We start from the raw sequence: 14,537 nt of genomic DNA, 5'->3' as shown, positions 1-14,537 counted from the left end.
ACCGCGTCGACCATCCCGTCGTCCTCCGCGTCCGCCGTCCGTCAGTAGTCCTCACCGGTGGCAGCCGCGGCGATCTCCGCCAGGAACAGCCCCCAGGGAGCGTCGTGCGGCGGCGCGTCGTGGGCCAGGGCCTGTGCCGCGGTTGTCAGCCGCCGCCGGACCAGAGCGCGGATCGCGTCGCGGTCGGCGCGGCCTTCGACGTCGCCGGAGGCGTCGGGGCCCTCGGCTTCGCCGGACGTACCGGAACCGAGGCCCGGGTCGAAGCCGGGCAGCAGCACTCCGACCTCGATCCGCGGCGGCATCGCCGCGGCCGGCAGGTCCAGGTCCGCCCGGCCGGTCCACACGTCGTCCCGCCTGACTAGCGGCACCCGGTTCCGGCGGCCGCCGTTCACCCGGACCTCCGCGACGAGGGGCGTCCCGACGGCGGGTGCCGCGATGTGCGCGACGACGTCGACCTCGATCTGCCGTCGCGCACCGAGAGCGCGAGCGGTCCAGGACACCGCGGTCTCGGAGGCGTCGACGAAGCCTGGCGGGTAGCGGCGCCAGTCGTTGGTCCCCGAGCCCCGGGCGATCACCCGGCCGCCCGCGACGAGCGGATCTCCCGCCGCGAGGGCGTAGCCGTCGTGCCGTGCGAACAGCACGCCGGGGTCGACCGGCGTACCGGCCGGACGTCGCTGGTCCAGGGACGACCCAAGGTGCCGCAGAGCCTGCCCGTCCAGGCCGGCACTGTCCGCCGCGTCGTCGATCAACCGCAGTACGCTCTCCAGGTGCCGTGCCGTGTCCGTCGGCCGCGGTGCCGCGCGCCACCACTGGATCAGCGGGTCGAGGGCGGCCTGGTGATCCTCGATCAGTTCGGCCACGCAGTCGTCGGGCTGGTCACCGAAGTCGTCGAACAACTGCTGGCACCCGTGGGTGAGCGCGGCCAACTCCAGGCCGAGTACGTCCGGTTCGAGCGCCGGAATCCCGTCCAGGTACGACGCCGGCCACCACCGGGCCGTCCAGTGTCCGAAGCCGAGCCGGGCGGCGCTGCCCGCGAGCGCCGTCAGGTCCGCCGTCACCCGTACGCCGGCCTGCTCCCCTGCCGCGCAGGCGTCCACGGCGGCGGCGGTCCGCTCACCGTAGACCGCCCACAGCCACTGCTGCGCCCGCCCCACGTCATGCACCTGAGCCACCGGCGGCCCCGGATCCCCGAGGACGGGCCAGGCCAGCACCGCTCCCGCGACGTCGAGAACGGCCCGCGCGAAGTCGGGGGCCACGACGCCCTCGCCACTGCCGTCCTGGGCCCGGTCATCAGCCCGGCTGAAGCCCGGGTCGGCGGCGACCCGGATCGTGCCGTCCTCGGCCCGCGCCACCCGGACCTCCATGGGGGCCCCGGCCATCAGGCGCTCCTCGGGGCGGCGGCCCGCTCGGCCGTTTCCGCCCGGGTCACCGACAGTGTGCGCAGTGCCGACCGGACCCTGGCCCGGTGGTCCATCATCACCGAGCGGGCGACCCCGTCGAGGACCGCCCAGGCCGAGGCGACGTCCCCCAGCGGTGCGTCGCGGACGTCCCGCCCGTGCAGCCGCACCCACAGCCGCCGCATGTAGGCGGCCCAGGGGGTACGGAGGTCCTGAGCGAGGGCGTTCAGCACGCCGCCGTCCGGGTCGGGGCGAGGAGAGACGGTCATCCTGCGGGCCCGAAGGACCGAAGCCTCCCGTCGCCAGCGGCTGTTGACGGCCCGGTGTGCCGCGGTCCGCCCCGGCGCGGTCTCTCCGGTGCCCAGCGGGTCCAGGCCGGCCGCGAGGCGGCCGCCGAGCACCACGGCGACGCGCAGGCTCTCGTCGTACAGGCCGAGCGGTGCGCAACTGCGGCCGGCCTCCCGCCCGACGAGCTCCGGCACCGTCGGCAACTCCTCCCGCCGGGCCGACGACTGCAGCACGACGAAGAGCCGTTCGAAGAGCGTGCGGTCCAGCGGCGCGGGAAGCGTGGCCGTCGAGGCGCTCCGGCCGACCTCCGGACGCGGTGGCACCTGCCGCTCGGTCAGCCCCAGATGCGCCGGCAGATCGTCGCGGCCCCAGACACCGCCCGCGTGCGCCCACAGGGCCCGGCCGAGCAGGCCTCCGTGTCCCGCCTCGACCATGGACACGTACTCCGGTGAGTCGCTCGCCCCACCCGTCCCGCAGGCTTCCAGAACCTCGGCCGCCAGGGCGACTGCGGCAGCCGTGTCGGCGGCCGGGGCCGGCTGACGGCTGTCCCACGCGGTGGCCAGCTCCTCGTCGAGCCGGGCGCGCCGGACGGCGTCCGCCAGGTGGTCCTTCAGGACTTCCACCGTGCGCCCGCCGACCGCGTCCGCCACGTCCTCGACCACGGCCCTGGCCAACGCGTCCGCACCGGCCGAGGGCGCGCCGTGCTCGGTGGCCAGCTCGAAGCACCTCTGGAAATACAGATCCTGGGGGTTGCCCGCCACGACGCCCAGCGCCCGCCGGGCCCTCTTGAGCAGAGTGAACCACTGTGCCGTCGCCTCAAGACGCGTACCGGACTCCCGGATCAGCGCGTCGAGGCGTGCGGCCTGCGCCGGTCCGAGGAAGTCCACGGCGAGTTCGGGGTGCAGCGCCGGCCTGACGATCAGGGGCAGCACGATCAGCTTGACCGTCCGGGTCAACGGCGCGCCACCGGGACCGCTCAGCGATTCCAGCCCCGCGCCGAGGCCACGCCAGGCCCTGTCGATGACCATGGCGCGCGGTCGGCGCTCGCCGGTCGGCTGGCTCGGAGGCGGCATGTCAGGAGCGTACGTCGTCCGGAGACGGGCGGGCGAACCTGGGATCGGTAGGCAACCGCGGCCGCCTAGCGTCCACTCCGTCAGGCAGGGCCGACGGCGCGGAGGGACCCCATGAGCAGGACGGTCGTCCGAACCGCACCGCACGTCACCACGAAGGAGAACCTCATGGGAATCTTCAGGAAGCGTCGCGAGAGCCGCGAGGAGCGGGCCACCGAGATCGCCGGCAAGGTGGCCAGTGGCAAGGGTTTCTACGGTCGCGCCACGCGCGCGTTCCTCGGCGACGAGGACTTCGCCAAGGTGCAGCAGCCGATCGGCGCGTACAACTCCGGCCTCGACGTCCGGCAGTTGCTCACCATGGGGGCGCCGACCATACCTGCCGCCGTCGTGTCGATCAGCGACACCGGCAAACTGGTCAACTTCGACCCGGTCGTCGACCTGGTTCTCCAGCCGTCCGGGGCCGCCGACCGGATCACGCTCCAGACCATCGTCTCGAAGCTGCGGATTCCCCGCGCCGGCGACCAGGTACTGCTGGTCGCCGACCCTGCCCGGCCGGGCGGCTACCTGTACGCCGGGGACGGTGTGACGCCGTGACGGCAGCGCCGTACGAAGTGCTGGTGACCGATGCCGTCCTGCTCTCCTTCGACGGCCGGGTGCTGGAGGTGTTCGGCTTCTCCGACACCCACCGCATCCACATCCGGCAGGAGCCCCGGCTGGAGTTCGGCAAGGGCCGGAACCCCAGGATGGCGATCGTCACCGGACGGGGCGTGCGCCACTCGTTCCCCTACGACCCGCATCGGCTGGACGGCCTGCGCGCCCTGGCGGACCGGCTGGCGCAGAGCCTGCCCGAGAGGCCGGAGCCCTGAGACGGCCGACAGCGAGCACGGCCGGCGCGCCTGGCGCGGGCGCGCGACCGAAGCGACCCGCGGGCTGCCTTCCGCGGAGAAGGGTAAGGGCTCGATGAGCGGTCACGAGGTGCTGGGGCTGTGGTGGGTGGTGCCCGCGGGGCTGGCGCTGTTCGGCTACGGGCTCTCGCTCGCCGGGCTGACCCGCGCCCAGCGAGCGGTATGGGTGAAGGCACGGATCGTAGAGGTGGGGCAGCCGGCGCACGGCGCCTCCAAGTGGCCCGGCATACCGGTGACGATCGCGTTCCAGGACCCGGCCACCGGGCGGGAGTTCGTCCTGCCGAACACCGGCAAGCACGGCGAGGCGGTCGAGGAAGCCTGGGTGGGCCGGGAGTTCGAGGTGCGCTACCCGCCCGGGCAGCCGCACCGGTTCCGCATCGTGCTGGACACGGTGGGCGAAAAAAGCGGACGCGGCGGACCCCACTGCGCGGTCGTCCTGCTCCTCATCGGACTGGTGATCCATGCGACCGTCATCTGGGGCTACCAGTACGCACTGCTCGGCTTCGGGGCCCTGCTCACCGCCTTCGCCGCGGCCAGTCCGGACATCCGCCTGGCGCGTACCCGCGACGGCCTGCTGGCCTCGGCCGTCGCCGTCCCGGCGCGTGTCGTGGCCGTCACGAAGGACGTCTACACCGACGGAGAAGGCGACGAGATCGTCAACCACGCCCCCGTTGTCACGTTCACCACCCGAGAGGGCATCCCCGTCACCGTCCTGTCCCGGGACGGCATCCCCTCCCCGGGCCTCTCCCTCGGCCGCGACCTCACCATCCACTACGCTCCCTCCGACCCGACCGTCTACACCCCCGACCTCGCGGCGGACCGCCGGGACAACAAGAGGTCCGTCGGCCTGATCATCATCCTGCTGATCACCGGACTGGCGGCGGTCGTGACCGGCGCGGCCATGCTGTGACACGACCGCAGGTCGGCGTTTCCGTGCCAGGCGCGGATCTCCCGTGTCAAGGTGGAACAGCAGTCACCAACCAACTCCTGTTCCCCCACAGGCAGTTCAGGGAGTCCCCATGCTGCGCGGCATAGACGTGAGCGCCTACCAGTCCTCCTCCTACAGCACGGACGGCCTCTCCTTCGTCTTCATCAAGGCGACCGAGGGCCGTTCGTACGTCAACTCGAAACTCGCCGCCCAGACGAAGCGGGCCCGCGACGCCGGCCTGGTCGTCGGCTTCTACCACTTCCTCTGGCCGGGCAACCTCACAGCCCAGGCCGAGTACTTCGTCAAGCACGCTCCCGAGAAGGCAGGCGACATCCTCGCGGTCGACTGGGAAACGACCGGGGACGGGACGCACGCGAGCAATGCAGAGAAGGATCGGTTCATACGGAAGGTGAAGGAGCTACGGCCGAATAATCAGGTCGTTCTCTACACGAACAGGAACTACTGGCTCACTGTCGACACCACGTCCTATGCGGGTGACGGCCTCTGGATCGCCGACTACGTGACGGCGGGAAAGCCCCGCATCAAGGCGAAGTGGCGCTTTCACCAATACACCGACGACCCGCTGGACAAGAACGTGGCGGACTTCGCGAGCAAGGCGGCGCTGCGCGAGTGGGCCGAGGGCGCCTGACGGCCGGCGCCTGCTACTCGGGGTCGCGTGACCTATCCGCGGAGCTCCGGCTTGCGCTCCGGGCTCGCCTCGGCCAGGGCCTTCGTGACGCCGTCGATGCCGGCCCGCAGCCCGTACACCGGGGTGTCCGGCTGCTGGCGCCAGGAGTCGTCGAGGCCGCCCGCGTCGACCGTGTCGAAGCCGAGTTCGTCGATGAGGGCCCGCACCTTGCGCTTCGCCGCCTCGTCGTCGCCCGCGACCGGCAGTGCCAGGCGGTCGGGGGCGCCGGCCGGGCGCGGGCGGTCCAGGATGTCCTGGGCGTAGGTGCCGTTGAAGGCCTTGATCACGGGGTGGCCGAGCTGCCGCTGAGTCCAGCGGCTCTCCGTGAGGCCCTCGTCGTCGATCTCCGCGATCTTGCCGTCGCGGTGGGGATAGTAGTTGCCGGTGTCGACCACCGCGACGCCGTCCGCCGCCTCGTCGAGCAGGCCGGCGGGCAGGTCCGGTACCGCCTTCACGGGGATCGCGACGATGACGATCTCGGCGCCGCGGGCCGCCGCCTCCACCGGTACGGGGGTCGCGCCCGTCTCCTCGGCGAGTGCGGTGAGGGTGTGCGGGCCGCGGGAGTTGGCCACGAAGACGTCGTGGCCGAGGGCGGTGAGCCGCTGGGTGAGGTTGCCGCCGATGTTGCCCGCGCCGATGACGCCGATCTTCATGCCGTGCCTCGCCTTTCGCAGGTGTGCCGCGGAGCCTTCGGCTCCGTTTATCCGGTTCTCACGGACACCAACCTCCGGGAAGGGCGAGCTGTTCCACACCGCGCCGAACGGGTGGCGGGCGGCGGGTGGCCTCAGACCCGTACGACGATCTTGCCCGTGTGCCGGTTCGACTCCATCAGCCGGTGGGCGTCCTGGATCCGGTCGAGGCCGTCGAAGACCTCGGCCACGACCGGGCGGAAGCCGCCGTCGGCCAGTCCGGCGTTGAGGAACGCGGTGGAGCGGCGGCGGCCGCCCGGGGTGGCGGTGAGGGTCATGTTCGCGTACGTGTGGAGGGTGAACGGCCAGTTCCAGGGGATCTCGGCGGGGCGGCGGTCCAGCCAGCCGTAGACCAGCACGGATCCGCCCTCGGCGAGTGCGTCGGCGAGCGGGCGGAAGGCTGGGCCGCCGATCGCGTCGAAGATCACCTGGGCGCCGTGGCCGCCGGTGAGTCGCCGGACCTCCTTCGCGACGGCCTCCGAGCCGCCGTCCGGCTCCCCCGAGACGATCACTTCCGCCGCGCCCAGGTCGAGGAGTTGCCGCCGCTTCTCCTCGGTGCGTGTCGTGGCGAGCGGGATCGCGCCGATGCGGCGGGCCACCTGGATCGCGGCGGTGCCGACCCCGCTGGACGCGCCGGTGATGAGGACGTGGTCGCCGGGCTTCAGGCCCGCGGTTTCCAGCAGGGCTCCGTACGCCGTCGTGTACGTCAGCCAGGCCGCGGCCCCGGTGACCCCGTCCACGGACGCGGGCCGTCGTACGACCGCGGTCTCGGGGAGGACGACCCGCTCCGCATACACGCCCTGCGCGCTCATCTCGATCCCGGGGCCCGTCATCACGGGGTCGCCGACGGCGAGTTCGGTGACTCCCTCGCCGACCGCCTCGACGACGCCGGAGGCCTCGTAGCCGAGGCGGGAGGCCGGAAGCGCGGGCTGGTAGTAGTAAGTCCCGGCTCGGAAAAGAGCTTCGGCTCGATTCAGTCCCAACGCCTCTATGCGTAGAGCCACTTGGCGGGGACCGGGTTCGGGGACGGGCACGTCCTCGATCTTCAGTACCTCGGGTCCGCCGATCTCATGAAAAAGCACGGTGCGTGCGGTAGTTGGCATACCGAAGACGCTAGGACCCGAGGGCGAGACGATCCATGTCCACCGATCTCGCTTTCCTGTCCGTACGTCTTCCTCCTCGACCTCGCGGCTACGGTGAGGACATGGACGTACTCAGTGACGCCGTCGCCGCGATGCGCTCCGGGCGGCCGCACTCCGGGCGCCGGGACTACCACGCCCCCTGGGGCACCCGCTTCGAGCCCTCGGACGGTGCCGGGTTCCATGTCGTGCTGCGCGGGTCGGCGTGGCTGATCCCGGCGGAGGGCGACCCGGTCGCGCTCGGGCCGGGTGACGTGGCCTTCCTGGCGCACGGGCGCGGGCACGCGCTCGCCAGTGGTCCCGACGTGGAGATGGACGTCGTACGGCTGGATCCGGACGGGGCGTGGCCCGAACTGCCGTCCCCTGAACGGGACGCACCCCCGGACACGGTCACGCTCTGCGGCGCCTACCTGCTGGACCGCAGCCGCGCCCACCCCCTGCTCACCGAGCTGCCGGAGGTGGTGCACCTGCCCGCCCGGGTCGGCGCCCATCGCTCGCTGCGGGCGGCGGTGGAGCTGCTGGGCGCGGAGTTGGAGGAGGCGCAGCCGGGAGCGGACACTGTCGTCGCCTCGCTCCTCGACACCCTGCTGCTGTACATCCTGCGGGCGTGGTGGCAGGGCGAGCGGCACGGCACCGGGCACCCGACCGGCTGGGCGGCCGCGCTCGCCGACCCGGCCGTCGCGGCGGCGCTGCGCGCGATCCACGGCGACCCGGCCCACCCCTGGACGGTGGAGGAGCTCGGCGCCCGAGGCGGCCTGTCCCGCGCGGCCTTCGCGCGCCGGTTCGCCGCGCTGGTGGGCGAGCCGCCGCTGGCTTACCTCACCTGGTGGCGCATGACGACGGCCGGCCGGCTGCTGCGCACGGACGACCTCCCGCTCCGCCAGGTCGCCCAACGCACCGGCTATGCCTCGGAGTTCGCCTTCGCCAAGGCCTTCAAGCGGGAGTACGGGGTGGCCCCGGGGCAGTACCGCAGGCGGGCCTCATAACCCGGCAGGAAGAAACAGGAAGAAAAAGGGGGGGCACCCGTGGGCGCCCCCTCCACCGCTCGCGTCACTTGCTCAGGTAGGTCCAGAACTCGTCGAACGACAGGACCTTGTCCCCGTCGAGGTCACGGGACTTGATGATGACCTCGGCGACCGACTCGGTGACATTCCAGTCGCCCTGCTGGGCCAGGGCGGTCTTGAACTCGGCGGCGGTGACGAAGCCGTCACCGTCAGTGTCGATCCGCTGGAAATGCTTGCGTGCTTCTTCGATGTCCGCCACCGATTCGCCCCTTTGTCTCGTACCTTGCAGTCTTGCTGACGAAGGTCAGATTAACGGTCCGGGTGAGCGCGCAGAGCGGCGACCACCCACGCGAACTCCTCCTCGTACGCCGGCTGACGACCGAGCCCGTTCACGACGGCCGACAACTGACGGTAGCGAGCGACCCGTTCGTTCGATGCCGCGGTCAGCCGCTCCAGTACGGCGGCCCGGTCGGCATCTCCGAGGAGCCCGCGCAGGACCTCGTCGGCCTCCGGGGCGCCGGGGGCGACGCCCTCGCGCAGGGCTTCCCCCGCGAGCTGCACCAGGCGGCTGATGAACCACATGGAGGTGCCCGCCGGGACGTCCGGCCCTCGGTCGGCCGCGTTGAACTCGACCATCCTGCGCATCAGCGCCCGGAACTCCGAGTCCTGCATGAGCTCGGCCAGCTCCACCCAGGCGTCGACCTGCTCGGGGGTGGGGTCGTCCGGCAGTTCGGCGGCGTGGAACCGCAGGCGGGTGCGGATGTCGGGGTCGGCGGTGTCGAGACCGTCGAAGATCTCCGCCAGGAACTCCTCGACGATCCGCCTCCGCTCGGCCGCCGACAGCCGTGCCAGCTTGTTCATCAACGTCATCTCCTCTGCGGTCGAACCGCGTCGCGCCACGGTCGACAGCACCGCACGGGTCACCTTGAGCGAGCGGATCTGCGCGTCCAGCGCCGCCACGTGCGCGGCCGCCACCTGCGCGACCGTGGTCTCGCCGGCCAGCACCTTGCGTACGTCCTCCAGGCCGAGGCCTAGCTCACGCAGGGTGCGGATCAGCTCCAGGCGGGCGACGGACGCGGCGTCGTACAGCCGGTATCCGCCCGTCGACCGGGTCACCGGGGGCAGGGCGCCCTCGTCCGACCAGTAGCGGATGGTGCGCACGGTCAGCCCGGTCGCCCGGGCCAGCTCGCCGATGGTGAAAAGTCCGGTGCCGTCGTCGATCATGTCTGCGAGTCTGGGCCTTCCAGTGGGTGGAGACTCAAGGGCGCGATGAGCGCGATGGGGGCGGTCGTGGCGGAGACCTTGCGGGACATTCTCGACGCGGCGGCGCGGGGCGTCTTCCCGCCGGCGGACGGCCGTACGACGGTCGTGGCCCAGGCGTCCCACCGGGACGCGGGCGTCCTGTCCTTCACCGCGCACTCCGTCGTCTTCACGGACGAGGATCCGCAATGGGTGTACGACACGCTGGACGCCGTGCCGTGCGACGCCCTCGCGGCGACGATGAACGCGCGGTTCCTGGCGGCCTTCATGGAGCGGACGGGGCGTACGAGCGAGACGATCGACGCGCTGCTGGTCGGCTCGCCCCTGCCGGGTGAGCCGCCGCTCGCGGTCGAGGAGATCGCGGACACCGGGCATCCGCGGATCGAGTACGCCCGCGGGCGGCGCGACGACGTGCGCGCGTGGACGGCGGACGGCGGTGTGCTGGTGATCGGGCGAGGGGTCGCCGGGCGGGCGGAGGTCTCCGTCGAGGTGGACGAACGGGCCCGCCACCGGGGACTGGGCCGGGCCCTGGTGACGGCGGCCCGGCATCTCGTCACGGAGCCGCTGTGGGCGCAGGTGGCGCCGGGGAACGCCCGCAGCACGCGGGCGTTCCAGGCGGCCGGCTACCGGCCCGTGGGCGCGGAGGCGCTGCTGCTCAGTGCCAGGGCTCGTAGTGCGGGTTGCTCTCGCAGTCGCTCATGATCTCGACCTTGGCCTTCTTGTCGACCGGACAGACCCCGATGACGTACTTCCGCGCGATACCGCCGGGGAAGGCGACCTCGACCTGGTCGGCCCACTTGTGGGTGTCGCCGATGGTCTTGTTGACGTCCACGCCGCCGGGGGCGTCGATGTAGTAGTTGTAGCCGGCCTTCCACCACGTCTTGTACAGGTCGTGGTCGTACGTCGTGGAGACGTACGGGGAGGGCTGGTTGACCAGGACGTACTTCTCGATGTCGTACTGGCCGTTGACGACGTCCTTCGGGTGGAAGCCCTGCTCGAAGACGATGTCGGGGCCGCGGCCGTCGCTGCGGTAGAGCGTGCCGCAGGTCTTGCGCCAGACCGGGTCGGGGGTGATCCGGTCGACGTCGACGCGGTGGTCGACGGCGGCCTCGACCGGGTCGTCGAACTGGGGGCAGGCGGGGGCGGCAGCCGCGGTGGAGGCAGTGGAGGCAGTTGCGGCGGGCTGCTGGGGAGTGGTCGCGGCCGTCGTCGCGAGGACGGCCGCGAGGGACAGGGCGGCGGCAGCGGCGCGCCGCCGCAGGCGAGTTGTGATCATGGGAGCACGATCCCGGCTCCGCGGTGGCGCGTCGGGGATCTTCACTCGTGCGGCGGCGTGTCAGCTGACCACAGGTCAATTCCCCTTGGCTCAGCGGAAGATGCCCGTGTGGCCCAGTGAGTAGCGGCCCGGCTGCGGGTAGACCGCGAGGCCGTGCGGGCCGCTGCCGACGGGGACGCGGGCGAGCTGGGTGCCGGTGCGGGTGTCGATGGCGTACACCTCGGAGTCGTAACGCCCCGACAGCCACAGGACCTTGCCGTCTGCGGAGACACCGCCCATGTCGGGGCTGCCGCCGTCGGGCAGGTGCCACTTCTTGGTGAGCTTGTTCTGGGTGAAGTCGAAGACGGAGACGGTGCCTTCGCCGCGGTTGGAGACGTACATCTCGCGGGAGTCGCGGCTGACGTAGAGGCCGTGGGTGCCCTTGCCGGTGGGCAGGAGCTTGGGCTCGGTGAACTTGTCGCCGTCCAGGACCCACATGCCGTCGGCCATCATGTCCGCGATGTAGAACCGCTTGCCGTCCGGCGAGATCTTCACGTCCTGCGGCATGGCGCCGTCGAACGGGAGCTTCTGCTGTCCGACGACCTTCATCTTCTCCGTGTCGACCTTGAGGAGTTCGCCGCTGAACTCGCAGGAGACGATGAAGTACCTGCCGTCGAGGGAAAAGTCGGCGTGGTTGACGCCGTAGCAGGTCACCGGCTCCGTCTTGATCGTCTTCATGGTGTGCGGGTCGCGGAAGACGAGTTCGCGGTCGAGGGAGGCCATCACGACGGCGTACTTGCCGTTGGGCGTGAAGTAGAGGTTGTACGGGTCGTGGACCTCGACCGGCTTGCCCGCCTTCCCGGTCTTCGGGTCGATCGGGGTGAGGGTGTGGCCGCGGTTGTTGTTGACCCAGAGGGTCTTCAGGTCCCAGGAGGGGACGACGTGTTGGGGCTGCCGTCCGACCGGGATCGTCTCGATGATCTCGTACGTCTTCGGATCGATCACCGAGACGGTGTCGGACTCGGTGTTGGGGACGTAGACCCGGGACGGGAAGTCCTTGACCACCGGGGAGAGCTTGTTCGGGCGGTCGGCCGCGTACACGTCCTCCGGGTCGAGGACGGGCGGCATGCCGGGCAGGCCCTGCACCGGCTTCCTCTTCGGCGGGGCGGGTACGGCTGCCTCGGTGACCCCGGTTTCGCCGGTACGGTCCCTGGTCGTCTCGGTGCCGCAGGCGGCGAGCGCGCTGAGGGCGGTGAGGGCGGTCAAGGCGGCGAGGGTGCTCGTGGTGAGGTTGCGGTTGCGGTGCATCAGCTCAGCAGCTCCGTGGTGGTGACCGCGCGCAGTGAGCGGCGGTCGAGTTCTTCCAGTACGGCGGGGAGTGCGGCGACCGTGTCCGCGTACCCGAAGTGCAGGCTCACCACGGACCCGTTGCGGATCTCACCGAGGACCTTGCGGGTGACGGCTCCGGCGCCGGGCGAGGTGAAGTCGAGGGAGTCGACGTCGTAGGAGAGGACGTGCGGGTAGCCCGCGGTGTGCGCCAGGCGCTCGACGAGAGGGGAGGCGCGGGCGGCGCGGGAGGGGCGGAACCAGGTGCCGATGGATCCGGTGAGGCGCTGGAGGCGCTCGGCGCAGCCGGTGATCTCCGCCTGGGCGGCTGCCTCGGACATGGTGTTGATGTCGAGGTGGTGGAGGGTGTGGTTGCCCAGGTCGTGGCCGCCGTCGAGGATGCGGCGGGCGAGGGCGGGGTGTTCGTCGAGCCAGGTGCCGACGGCGAGGACGGTGACCCGGGCGTCGTGTCGTTCGGCTTCGGCGAGGAGGGCCCGGGCGGTGGTGGGGTCGCCGCCGCCGTGGAAGGTGAGGGCGATGCGGGGGTGGGTGCGGGGGCCGTGGGTGAGCTGGGTGGGGTGGGTCGGGAAGTGGCGGGGGGCGGGAGCTTCGGATGTGGCTTTGGCTTTGACTTTGGCTTTGGGGGAGGACCTTTCGGTGGCGGGGGCGGGGTGGGCGACTGCGCCGTGGGTCGCGCATCCGGCGGCGAGGGCACCTGCGGTGACGAAGGTGGCGCCTGCGCGGAGTGCCGTACGGCGGTCGGTCGTGGTCACCCGCACCATTTAAGGGGGGTTACGGTGGAAAGTGGGCGATTCGTCCGAACGGCGGCCGGTGCGGGTCGCGCCGCACCAGGGGGCTCCGCCCACTGGACCGCGACCGGCATCCACACCGGCGCGGGGCGCCGCCGACCTCAGCGGTCCGCCACCCTCATCTCGAACCAGGTCGTCTTGCCTCGCGGGAGCAGATCCACGCCCCAGCGGTCGGAGAGCTTGTCCACCAGGAACAGGCCCCGCCCGCTGATGTCCATCTCCTGGACCGGCATCAGGCAGGGCAGGCCCCGGGACGGGTCGCGGACCTCGATGCGGATCCAGCCGCGGCGGCGGCGCATGCGGAGGCCGAAGACGCGGGCGCCGGTGTGGCGTACCGCGTTGCCGACGAGTTCGGAGACCAGTAAGACCGCGTCTTCCGTCATCTTGGGGGTGAGGCCCCACTGGCGGAGGACGACAACCTGGGCCAGCCGGCGGGCCGTGGCCGCGGACTCGGGGCGGGACGGCAGCGGAACCTCCGCCTCCGTGGGGTTGCCGAACAGTTCGAGCGCCTTGAGTGCGTGTTCGTCCTCGACCGTCGGAGACCAGCGCGCCGCGGTCGCACGGCTCTCTCCCCGCGGCTGTTCGATACCCTCCAGCCCCGCCATGCCCCCATCATGGCCGCCGAGAGTGCCCTCCGGGGCCGTTCCTGACGAATACGCCCCCCGGAATCCGTCATTCCGCGCGGGTCGTCCGGCATATGCCGTTGACGCTTCGGTGCCTGGAACAGCCCGGCCGACCTGCGGCGGAGGCTCTGTGGGCGGCAATCGACAGGCTCCCTCGACAAGGCAGACTTAAGGTTGCCTTAAGGCTCCCATAAACCGCCCCATCGAGGGACCCGCATCAGACGCGGCGTCAATTGCAAGCGGTTCAGAGAAACTTGGCCTTGCCGGGACCTTCGTCCACGAAGCTCTTCATCCCGCGTGCGCGGTCCTCCGTGGCGAACAGACCCGCGAACCAGTTCCGTTCGACGGCCAGGCCGGTCTCGATGTCCGTCTCCAGGCCGGTGTCGATCGACTCCTTCGCCGCGCGCAGGGCGATCGCCGGGCCCTGCGCCAGCTTCGCCGCCCATGCGTGGGCCTGCGTGTACACCTCGTCGGCGGGCACCACGCGGTCCACCAGGCCCAGGGTCAGCGCCTCGTCCGCCTTCACCATGCGGCCGGTGAAGATCAGGTCCTTCGCCTTGGAAGGGCCGATCAGCCGGGACAGGCGCTGCGTACCGCCCGCGCCCGGGATCAGGCCCAGCAGGATCTCGGGCTGGCCCAGCTTGGCGTTCTCGGCGGCGATACGGAAGTCCGCGCACAGCGCCAACTCACAGCCACCGCCCAGCGCGTAACCCGTCACCGCCGCCACCACCGGCTTGGGGATCCGGGCCACCGCCGTGAACGAGTCCTGCAGGTCGCGGGCGCGCAGGACCATCGCCATGTGGTCCATGGCCTGCATCTCCTTGATGTCCGCGCCGGCCGCGAACACCTTCTCCCCGCCGTAGATCACCACGGCCCGCACGTCGTCCCGGCGGGCCGCCTCCTCCGCCAACTCCTTGAGCCGGTCCTGCGTGGCGACGTCCAGCGCGTTCATGGGCGGGCGGTCGAGGCGGATCGTGCCGACGCCCTCGGCGACTTCGAGATTCACGGTCATGCAGGCAGGTTAACGGGGGCTAACGGCAAGTGGTTTGGTGCCGTGGGTCACACCCGGCCGGGGGTCTGGGGGTGGCGACTGCTCGTTGAGGAGCGTGCATAAGGTCGCTTTAGCTCGATCGTGTGATGGTCGTCTTCCGGGCTT

Annotated in this window: 17 protein-coding genes; 6 read left to right on the top strand and 11 right to left on the bottom strand. The window is 71.5% G+C overall.

Annotated features, from left to right (window positions below; all coding sequences use genetic code 11):
* Positions 1 to 41: 41 nt before the first annotated feature.
* The gene (locus tag AC5P09_RS41665) at positions 42 to 1,379 is read right to left on the bottom strand and encodes a hypothetical protein (protein WP_493878903.1); all 1,338 of its coding nucleotides are present in this window, start codon (positions 1,377 to 1,379) and stop codon (positions 42 to 44) included.
* A complete protein-coding gene (locus AC5P09_RS41660) occupies positions 1,379 to 2,758 on the bottom strand; it encodes a hypothetical protein (protein WP_493878902.1) in 1,380 nt (459 codons plus the stop codon). The genes AC5P09_RS41665 and AC5P09_RS41660 overlap by 1 nt, the downstream gene beginning before the upstream one ends.
* A 165-nt stretch (positions 2,759 to 2,923) precedes the next feature.
* Here AC5P09_RS41660 and AC5P09_RS41655 point away from each other — a divergent pair, with 165 nt between their 5' ends.
* The 4 genes from AC5P09_RS41655 (at position 2,924) to AC5P09_RS41640 (ending at position 5,237) form a co-directional block, all read left to right on the top strand.
* Complete coding sequence (locus AC5P09_RS41655) at positions 2,924 to 3,349, top strand: hypothetical protein (protein WP_493878901.1); 426 nt, start codon at positions 2,924 to 2,926, stop codon at positions 3,347 to 3,349.
* Entirely contained in the window at positions 3,346 to 3,621 is a 276-nt protein-coding gene (locus tag AC5P09_RS41650; protein WP_493878900.1) for a hypothetical protein, read from the top strand. The genes AC5P09_RS41655 and AC5P09_RS41650 overlap by 4 nt, the downstream gene beginning before the upstream one ends.
* A 94-nt stretch (positions 3,622 to 3,715) precedes the next feature.
* Positions 3,716 to 4,570, top strand: a complete 855-nt coding sequence (locus AC5P09_RS41645; protein ID WP_493878899.1) for a DUF3592 domain-containing protein — start codon at positions 3,716 to 3,718, stop codon at positions 4,568 to 4,570.
* A 109-nt stretch (positions 4,571 to 4,679) separates the two neighbouring features.
* Complete coding sequence (locus AC5P09_RS41640; protein WP_493878898.1) at positions 4,680 to 5,237, top strand: glycoside hydrolase family 25 protein; 558 nt, start codon at positions 4,680 to 4,682, stop codon at positions 5,235 to 5,237.
* A gap of 32 nt (positions 5,238 to 5,269) precedes the next feature.
* Here the strand turns inward: AC5P09_RS41640 and AC5P09_RS41635 are convergent, their stop codons facing one another.
* Positions 5,270 to 5,950 (bottom strand): NADPH-dependent F420 reductase, encoded by a 681-nt coding sequence (locus AC5P09_RS41635; protein ID WP_493878921.1) that lies wholly within the window; start codon positions 5,948 to 5,950, stop codon positions 5,270 to 5,272.
* A 110-nt stretch (positions 5,951 to 6,060) separates the two neighbouring features.
* A complete protein-coding gene (locus AC5P09_RS41630) occupies positions 6,061 to 7,068 on the bottom strand; it encodes a zinc-dependent alcohol dehydrogenase family protein (protein ID WP_493878897.1) in 1,008 nt (335 codons plus the stop codon).
* A 101-nt stretch (positions 7,069 to 7,169) separates the two neighbouring features.
* Here AC5P09_RS41630 and AC5P09_RS41625 point away from each other — a divergent pair, with 101 nt between their 5' ends.
* Positions 7,170 to 8,090, top strand: coding sequence for an AraC family transcriptional regulator (locus tag AC5P09_RS41625; RefSeq protein ID WP_493878896.1), 921 nt, complete (start codon positions 7,170 to 7,172; stop codon positions 8,088 to 8,090).
* A 64-nt stretch (positions 8,091 to 8,154) separates the two neighbouring features.
* Here AC5P09_RS41625 and AC5P09_RS41620 read toward each other — a convergent pair whose 3' ends face one another.
* Positions 8,155 to 8,367 (bottom strand): EF-hand domain-containing protein, encoded by a 213-nt coding sequence (locus AC5P09_RS41620; RefSeq protein WP_493878895.1) that lies wholly within the window; start codon positions 8,365 to 8,367, stop codon positions 8,155 to 8,157.
* A gap of 50 nt (positions 8,368 to 8,417) precedes the next feature.
* Positions 8,418 to 9,332 carry a MerR family transcriptional regulator gene (locus tag AC5P09_RS41615; protein ID WP_493878894.1) on the bottom strand — a complete coding sequence of 305 codons (915 nt, stop codon included), beginning with the start codon at positions 9,330 to 9,332 and terminating at the stop codon, positions 8,418 to 8,420.
* 45 nt (positions 9,333 to 9,377) lie between these two features.
* Here AC5P09_RS41615 and AC5P09_RS41610 point away from each other — a divergent pair, with 45 nt between their 5' ends.
* The gene (locus AC5P09_RS41610; RefSeq protein ID WP_493878893.1) at positions 9,378 to 10,070 is read left to right on the top strand and encodes a GNAT family N-acetyltransferase; all 693 of its coding nucleotides are present in this window, start codon (positions 9,378 to 9,380) and stop codon (positions 10,068 to 10,070) included.
* Here the strand turns inward: AC5P09_RS41610 and AC5P09_RS41605 are convergent.
* The 5 genes from AC5P09_RS41605 to AC5P09_RS41585 form a co-directional block, all read right to left on the bottom strand.
* Positions 10,024 to 10,644, bottom strand: coding sequence for an ADP-ribosyltransferase (locus AC5P09_RS41605; protein WP_493878892.1), 621 nt, complete (start codon positions 10,642 to 10,644; stop codon positions 10,024 to 10,026). The genes AC5P09_RS41610 and AC5P09_RS41605 overlap by 47 nt on opposite strands.
* Before the next feature lie 90 nt (positions 10,645 to 10,734).
* Positions 10,735 to 11,931, bottom strand: coding sequence for a YncE family protein (locus tag AC5P09_RS41600; RefSeq protein WP_493878891.1), 1,197 nt, complete (start codon positions 11,929 to 11,931; stop codon positions 10,735 to 10,737).
* The gene (locus AC5P09_RS41595) at positions 11,931 to 12,731 is read right to left on the bottom strand and encodes a polysaccharide deacetylase family protein (RefSeq protein ID WP_493878890.1); all 801 of its coding nucleotides are present in this window, start codon (positions 12,729 to 12,731) and stop codon (positions 11,931 to 11,933) included. Before AC5P09_RS41595 ends, AC5P09_RS41600 begins: the two co-directional genes overlap by 1 nt.
* A gap of 128 nt (positions 12,732 to 12,859) precedes the next feature.
* Entirely contained in the window at positions 12,860 to 13,363 is a 504-nt protein-coding gene (locus tag AC5P09_RS41590) for an ATP-binding protein (RefSeq protein ID WP_383876691.1), read from the bottom strand.
* A gap of 262 nt (positions 13,364 to 13,625) precedes the next feature.
* A complete protein-coding gene (locus tag AC5P09_RS41585) occupies positions 13,626 to 14,393 on the bottom strand; it encodes an enoyl-CoA hydratase/isomerase family protein (protein ID WP_493878889.1) in 768 nt (255 codons plus the stop codon).
* Between the last annotated feature and the right edge of the window lie 144 nt (positions 14,394 to 14,537).

The organism is Streptomyces sp. a15 (assembly GCF_059026085.1).
The sequence above is the reverse complement of the archived record's forward strand: the minus strand, read 5'-3'. Positions and strand labels throughout refer to the sequence as shown.

Bases quoted from the DNA above. Each gene is read 5' to 3' on its own strand.
- AC5P09_RS41655 (WP_493878901.1), top strand. From the start codon at position 2,924: ATGGGAATCTTCAGGAAGCGTCGCGAGAGCCGCGAGGAGCGGGCCACC.
- AC5P09_RS41610 (WP_493878893.1), top strand. From the start codon at position 9,378: ATGAGCGCGATGGGGGCGGTCGTGGCGGAGACCTTGCGGGACATTCTC.
- AC5P09_RS41665 (WP_493878903.1), bottom strand. From the start codon at position 1,379: ATGGCCGGGGCCCCCATGGAGGTCCGGGTGGCGCGGGCCGAGGACGGC.
- AC5P09_RS41605 (WP_493878892.1), bottom strand. From the start codon at position 10,644: ATGATCACAACTCGCCTGCGGCGGCGCGCCGCTGCCGCCGCCCTGTCC.
- AC5P09_RS41640 (WP_493878898.1), top strand. From the start codon at position 4,680: ATGCTGCGCGGCATAGACGTGAGCGCCTACCAGTCCTCCTCCTACAGC.
- AC5P09_RS41595 (WP_493878890.1), bottom strand. From the start codon at position 12,731: ATGGTGCGGGTGACCACGACCGACCGCCGTACGGCACTCCGCGCAGGC.
- AC5P09_RS41615 (WP_493878894.1), bottom strand. From the start codon at position 9,332: ATGATCGACGACGGCACCGGACTTTTCACCATCGGCGAGCTGGCCCGG.
- AC5P09_RS41660 (WP_493878902.1), bottom strand. From the start codon at position 2,758: ATGCCGCCTCCGAGCCAGCCGACCGGCGAGCGCCGACCGCGCGCCATG.
- AC5P09_RS41645 (WP_493878899.1), top strand. From the start codon at position 3,716: ATGAGCGGTCACGAGGTGCTGGGGCTGTGGTGGGTGGTGCCCGCGGGG.
- AC5P09_RS41630 (WP_493878897.1), bottom strand. From the start codon at position 7,068: ATGCCAACTACCGCACGCACCGTGCTTTTTCATGAGATCGGCGGACCC.
- AC5P09_RS41590 (WP_383876691.1), bottom strand. From the start codon at position 13,363: ATGGCGGGGCTGGAGGGTATCGAACAGCCGCGGGGAGAGAGCCGTGCG.
- AC5P09_RS41600 (WP_493878891.1), bottom strand. From the start codon at position 11,931: ATGCACCGCAACCGCAACCTCACCACGAGCACCCTCGCCGCCTTGACC.
- AC5P09_RS41625 (WP_493878896.1), top strand. From the start codon at position 7,170: ATGGACGTACTCAGTGACGCCGTCGCCGCGATGCGCTCCGGGCGGCCG.
- AC5P09_RS41585 (WP_493878889.1), bottom strand. From the start codon at position 14,393: ATGACCGTGAATCTCGAAGTCGCCGAGGGCGTCGGCACGATCCGCCTC.